The 6,210-nt window shown below is 73.7% G+C and carries 4 protein-coding genes; all 4 read left to right on the top strand.

Annotated elements, in window-relative coordinates; genetic code table 11:
• Positions 1–99 precede the first annotated feature (99 nt).
• Positions 100–1,554, top strand: a complete 1,455-nt coding sequence (locus tag ACHZ99_RS32425; RefSeq protein ID WP_420308413.1) for a glucoamylase family protein — start codon at positions 100–102, stop codon at positions 1,552–1,554.
• A 211-nt stretch (positions 1,555–1,765) separates the two neighbouring features.
• A complete protein-coding gene (locus tag ACHZ99_RS32430) occupies positions 1,766–3,907 on the top strand; it encodes a glycoside hydrolase family 3 N-terminal domain-containing protein (protein ID WP_420308414.1) in 2,142 nt (713 codons plus the stop codon).
• Positions 3,908–3,946: 39 nt separating this feature from the next.
• Positions 3,947–5,383 (top strand): sulfatase, encoded by a 1,437-nt coding sequence (locus ACHZ99_RS32435; protein ID WP_420308415.1) that lies wholly within the window; start codon positions 3,947–3,949, stop codon positions 5,381–5,383.
• On the top strand, positions 5,380–6,210 hold an 831-nt coding region (locus tag ACHZ99_RS32440), incomplete at its 3' end, for an alpha-amylase family glycosyl hydrolase (RefSeq protein ID WP_420308416.1). The genes ACHZ99_RS32435 and ACHZ99_RS32440, both read left to right, overlap by 4 nt.

Below are 6,210 nucleotides of genomic sequence, written 5' to 3' on the forward strand. Positions count from 1 at the left end.
CGGTCCCGTACGCCCCGCCGCCCGCAGACCGCCCCCGACCACCGCACCGCGGTGCCTTCCCGCACACGGACACCCGCTGCCAAGGGAGTTGGATCGCTCATGGAACGCCGCACCTTCCTCGCGGCCACGGCCGCCACCGCCGGAGCCGCCACGCTCGGCGCCGGAGCCGGGCACGCCGCCGCGCGCCCCGCGCAGGCCCCGGAGGCCGTGCTCACCGGCTGGTTCGAGGACACGTACCGCTCGCTGGAGGCGATGGTCGCCGACAACGGGCTGCCCGCCGACAACATCGACCTCAGCGGCCGGGAACCGGTCCTGACCGAGAACACCTCGGTCACCAACATCGGCTGCTGGATCTGGTCCACCGTGGCCGCCGCCGGCCTCGGCGTCATCGGCGAGCGCGAGATGCACGCGCGCCTGGCGCGCACCGTGGCCACCGTCGAGCGGATGGAGCGGCTCCACGGATTCTGGTTCAACTGGTACCACACCTTCACCGGCGAGGTGCTCGACGAGTGGCCCGGCAGCGGCGCCCCCGTCAACCACCTGCTCTCCACCGTCGACAACGGCTGGCTGGACGTCGCCCTGCGCATCGCCGAGGACGCGGACCCGCTCCTGCGCGGGCGCATCCGCAGGCTCCGCGCGGACATCGACTGGTCCTTCATGTACGTCCCCTACGACCCGGCCGACCCCGCCGCCCGCCCCGGCCACATGTCCACCGGCTTCCGCGTCGCCGACGACGCGCTGACCCCCAACTTCTACGGCGCGCTCATGGCGGAGACCCGCATCTCCAGCTACCTCGGCATCTCCGACGGCACCGTGCCCCGGCAGCACTACTGGCACATGCTGCGCACCCTGGAGCCCGGCGCGACGCAGGAGATGCCGCCGGGCGGCGACTGGGCCCGCCGCGACGGGGTCACGTACTTCAACGGCCACTACACCCACCGCGGCCACTCCTACATCCCCAACTGGAACGGCACCCTCTTCGGCCCGCTGATGCCGGAGCTGTTCGTGCCCTCCGCCCGGTGGAACCGCACCTGGCGCACGAACATCACCGGACACGCGCTCGTCCACCGCGAGCACGGCCTGTACGAGGCGGAATACGGCTACTGGGGCTTCTCGCCCTGCAACATTCCCGAGGGCGGCTACTCGTCCTACGCCGTGCAGTACTGCGGCATCTCGCCCGAGGGTGGTCACTCCAACACCGACAAGACCTACTTCCCGTACCCCCAGGAGCCGGAGGCCGACGCCTACACCAACGGCGTCGTCACCCCGCACGCCGCCGCGATGGCGCTCATGGTCACGCCGCGGTACGCCTACGACAACCTCCGGCGCATCGCCCGCGACTTCGACGCGTACGAGGACGGCTACGGCTTCTACGACTCCGTCAACGTCGGCACGGGCACGGTCAGCGACCGGATGCTCTCCCTGGACCAGGGGATGACCGCCGCGGCCCTCGCCCAGGTGCTCCAACCCGGCCTGTTGCAGCGGCCGTTCCGCACCGGCGGCTTCCGCCGCCGCCTCAAGCCGCTGCTGGCCGCGGAGGACTTCGGGATATGAGCGCCCGGCCGGTCGCCGCCCCCGGCGCTCCGGGGCACGTCGTACGGCGGGAGTCCACCGTGCGCCGGGGCTGACGGGCCCCGCGGGTCTGCGGCGCCCCGCGCCAGGGGCGCGGGCCCGCGGGGGAACACGCACCATCCGTATGTATGCGCTCACATCGCCGGCGGCCCGCCGCGGCGGCGCGACCAAGGCAAGAGGACCACGTATTCACATGCTCGGACCGCACGAAGACAAGGTCAAAGACCTGCTCGGCAGGATGACCGTCGAGGAGAAGCTGGGCCAGCTCCAGCAGCTGACCTGGACCGGGGCGACCGGCCCCGGCGGCGGCCAGACGGAGGAGGTCGAGCGCGCGGCCCGGGCCGGCCTGCTCGGCTCCGTACTCAACCTGCACGGGGTGGAACACACCAACGCGCTCCAGCGCATGGCCGTGGAGGAGTCCCGGCTGGGCATCCCGCTGCTGTTCGCCCAGGACGTCGTCCACGGCTTCTGGACCACCTTTCCCATACCGCTGGCCCAGGCCGCCGCGTTCGACCCGGCGGTCGCCGAGCGCGACGCCCGGGTGTCGGCGAGGGAGGCCCGCTCCAACGGGGTGCGCTGGACCTTCTCGCCGATGATGGACGTCACCCACGAGCCCCGCTGGGGGCGGATCGCCGAGAGCTCCGGCGAGGACCCGTACCTCGGCGGCGTGCTCGCGGCCGCCAAGGTCCGCGGCTACCAGGGCGGCGACCGCGGCGGCCTCGCCGCCGACGACAGCCTCGCGGCCTGCGCCAAGCACTTCGTCGCGTACGGCGGCGCCGAAGGAGGGCGCGACTACAACACCGTGGACGTCTCGGAGCAGCGGCTGCGCAACCACTACCTGCCGCCGTTCAAGGCGGCCGTGGACGCCGGGGTGGCCACCGTCATGGCGGCCTTCAACACCGTCAGCGGCGTCCCCGCGCACGGCAACCCGCGCATCCTCACCGGCGTCCTCAAGGAGGAGTGGGGCTTCGGCGGGCTCGTCGTCAGCGACTACACCGGCGTCGAGGAGCTGATCGCGCACGGGTACGCCGAGGACGGCGCCGACGCGGGACGGCTGGCCCTGGCCGCAGGCGTCGACATGGAGATGGTCAGCACCCGCATCGCCGGCCACGGCGCGCAGCTGCTCGCGGCCGGGCTCATCAGCGAGGACCGGATCGACGACGCGGTCGCGCGCGTGCTGCACCTGAAGTTCGCGGTGGGCCTCTTCGAGAGCCCGTACACCGACGCGGGCGCCGCCGTCGACGCGCCGACGCCCGCGGCGCGCGCCGCGGCGCGGGAGACCGCCGCCCGCTCCATGGTGCTGATGAAGAACGACGGCGTCCTGCCGCTGGACCGCGGCCTCGGCTCCGTCGCCGTCGTCGGGCCGTTCGCGGACTCCACCGACCTGCACGGCACCTGGGCCGGCCCCGGCTGCCGGCGGTTCCCCTCGGTCAGCGTCCTCGACGCCGTACGTGCCGCCGCCACCGGCGCGGCGGTCACCCACGCCGGCGCCGACCCCGCGCGGGCCGCCGCCGCGGCCGGCGCCGCCGAGGCCACCGTCGTCGTGGTCGGCGAGGACCCCCGGCTGAGCGGCGAGGCCGCCGCGCGCAGCGACATCTCCCTGCCCGCCGGGCAGCGCGAGCTGATCGCCGCGGTGGCGGCCACCGGCAAGCCGTTCGCGGTCGTCCTCGTCAACGGACGGCCGCTGACGATCGGCGACTGGGCCGACGGCGTCCCGGCCCTGCTGGAGGCGTGGCACCCCGGCATCGAGGCCGGGAACGCCGTCGCCGACGTGCTGTTCGGCGCGGTCAACCCCGGCGGCAAGCTGCCGGTGACCTTCCCCCGCTCGGTCGGCCAGCTCCCCCTCTACTACAACCGGGAGAGCACCGGCCGCCCGTACGACCCGGACGAGAAGTACACCTCGAAGTACCTCGACCTCGCCGACGGGCCGCAGTTCCCCTTCGGCCACGGCCTCAGCTACACCCGCTTCCGCACCGGCCCGCCCCGCCCCGACCGGGACACGGTCACCGCCGGGGCGCTGGCGCGGGGCGAGCGCGTCGGCATCGAGGTCGAGGTCGCCAACACCGGCGACCGCGCGGGCGACGAGGTCGTCCAGCTCTACGTGCACGACCCGGTGGCGAGCATCGCGCAACCCGTGCGCCGGCTGCGCGGCTTCGCCCGCGTCACCCTCGGCCCCGGGGAGAAGCGCACCGCGCGCTTCACCCTCGGCGCCGAGGACCTCGGCTTCTGGACCAACGACCCGGCCGGACAGTATGTCGTCGAGCCGGGCCGGATCGACGTGTACGCCGGCACCAGCTCCCTGACCGACGCCCGCTGCACGCTCACGATCGGCTGAGACACCCGCGCCCGCCCCGCACCACGGAGGTTCACCAGCATGGCCGCGCCCCGGCGCCCGAACATCATCCTCTTCATGACCGACGACCACGCCCCGGCCGCCATCGGCGCCTACGGCAGCGTGCTCAACAGGACTCCGGCGGTCGACCGCCTCGCCGCCGAAGGCACCGTCTTCGAGAACGCCTTCTGCACCAACGCCATCTGCTCCCCGGCCCGCGCCACCCTGCTGACCGGCACCTACAGCCACGTCAACGGCATGACCTCGCTCGAAGGCCCCACCCACAGGTTCGACGCGACCCAGCCGTCGTTCCCCCGCATGCTCCAGGAAGCCGGCTACCAGACGGCCATCGTCGGCAAGTGGCACCTCGGCCACGGCCCCGGCCACGACCCCGAGGGCTTCGACTACTGGGAGATCCTGCCGGAGCACGGCGTCTACCACGACCCCGAATTCCTGACCGCTGAGGGCCGCAGGACCTACCCCGGCTACGTCACCGACATCATCACCGACCTGGCGCTGAACTGGCTGGACAGGCGGGATCCGGAGAAACCGTTCTGCCTTCTCGTCCAGCACAAGGCGCCGCACCGGGCGTTCGAGCCCGCGCCGCGGCACGCCCGGCTGTACGAGCACGAGGACATCCCCGCGCCGCCCACCCTCCACGACGACCTGGCCGGCCGCGCCCCCGCCGCCCGCGAGGCCGCGATGACCATGGAGGACCTCACCGCCGAGGACCTCAAGGGCGTACCGGTGCCGCCGGGGATGCCGCCGCGCGCGGAGCGCGAGTGGCGCTACCAGCGCTACATCAAGGACTACCTGCGGGTCATCGCGGCCCTCGACGAGAACGTCGGCCGCGTCCTGCACTACCTCGACGTCAGCGGCCTGGACGCCGGGACGGCCGTCGCGTACACCTCCGACCACGGCTTCTTCCTCGGCGAGCACGGCTGGTTCGACAAGCGCTTCATGTACGAGGAGGGCATGCGCATCCCCCTCGTCGTCCGCTGGCCGGGCCGGACGGCCCCGGGGACGCGCCGCCGGGAGCTGGTGGCGAACGTCGACTTCGCCCCCACCCTGCTGGACCTGGCCGGCGTCGCCCCCCACCCGCGGATGCAGGGTGAGTCGCTCGTGCCGCTGCTGCGCGGCGAGGAGCCCGACCGCCGGCGGGACGCCGTCTACTACCGCTACTACATGCACCTGGACGTCTGCCACCACGTCCAGGCCAGCTACGGCATCCGCACGGCGACGCACAAGCTGATCCGCTACCCCGGCCACGGCTCCGGCGCCGACGGCGCCGAGGACACCCCGCGCCCGCCCGCCTGGGAGCTGTTCGACCTCACGACGGACCCGCACGAGCTGCACAACCGCTACCACGATCCGCGGTACGCCCCCGTCGTACGCGACCTCACCGACCGGCTGGAGGCGCTGCAACGCGACGTCGGCGACACCCCGGACGGCCGGCTGCCCGAGGGGGCGGCCGCGTGACCGCTCCCCCTCCGGCCTGGCTGGCCGACGCCGTCCTGTACCAGATCTACCCGCAGAGCTTCGCCGACTCCGACGGCGACGGCGTCGGCGACCTCGCCGGCATCGAGCAGAAGCTGGACCACCTGGCCTGGCTGGGCGTCAACACCGTCTGGCTCAACCCCTGCTTCACCTCACCGTTCCAGGACGCCGGCTACGACGTCGCCGACTTCCTGAGCGTCGCCCCCCGCTACGGCACGAACGACGACCTGGCCGCGCTCGTCGACAGCGCCGGCCGGCGCGGCATCCGGGTGCTGCTCGACCTGGTCGCGGGCCACACCTCCGACCGCCACCCCTGGTTCACCGCCGCCGCCGGCGACCCCGGCGACCACCGCTACATCTGGGCCCCCGAGGGGCCGCGCCCGCCGGGCTTCCAGCCCTCCCCGGGCAGCCGCCCCGGCTGGTACAAGCCGAACTTCTTCGCCGCCCAGCCGGCCCTCAACTTCGGCTACGCGCGCACGGACGCCGGCGAGCCGTGGCGCCTGCCGGTCGACGCGGAGGGCCCGCGCGCCAACCGGCGGGCGCTGCGCGAGATCATGGACCACTGGCTGGCCCTGGGCCTGGCCGGCTTCCGCGTCGACCTGGCCGCGTCCCTGGTCAAGGACGACCCCGGGCACGCCGAGACGGCGAAGCTGTGGACCGAGCTGCGCGGCTGGCTGGACGCCGCGCACCCGCGGGCCGTGCTGCTGTCCGAGTGGGGCGACCCCGCGACCGCCGTCCCGGCCGGCTTCCACGGCGACTTCTTCCTCCAGTTCGGCGGCGGCGACAACGGCCTGCCGCTGCGCTCGCTG

It is taken from the genome of Streptomyces sp. MAR4 CNX-425 (genome assembly GCF_048656465.1).
In the GTDB taxonomy this organism is placed as follows: Bacteria; Actinomycetota; Actinomycetes; order Streptomycetales; family Streptomycetaceae; genus Streptomyces.

Bases quoted from the DNA above. Each gene is read 5' to 3' on its own strand.
- ACHZ99_RS32430 (WP_420308414.1), top strand. From the start codon at position 1,766: ATGCTCGGACCGCACGAAGACAAGGTCAAAGACCTGCTCGGCAGGATG.
- ACHZ99_RS32435 (WP_420308415.1), top strand. From the start codon at position 3,947: ATGGCCGCGCCCCGGCGCCCGAACATCATCCTCTTCATGACCGACGAC.
- ACHZ99_RS32425 (WP_420308413.1), top strand. From the start codon at position 100: ATGGAACGCCGCACCTTCCTCGCGGCCACGGCCGCCACCGCCGGAGCC.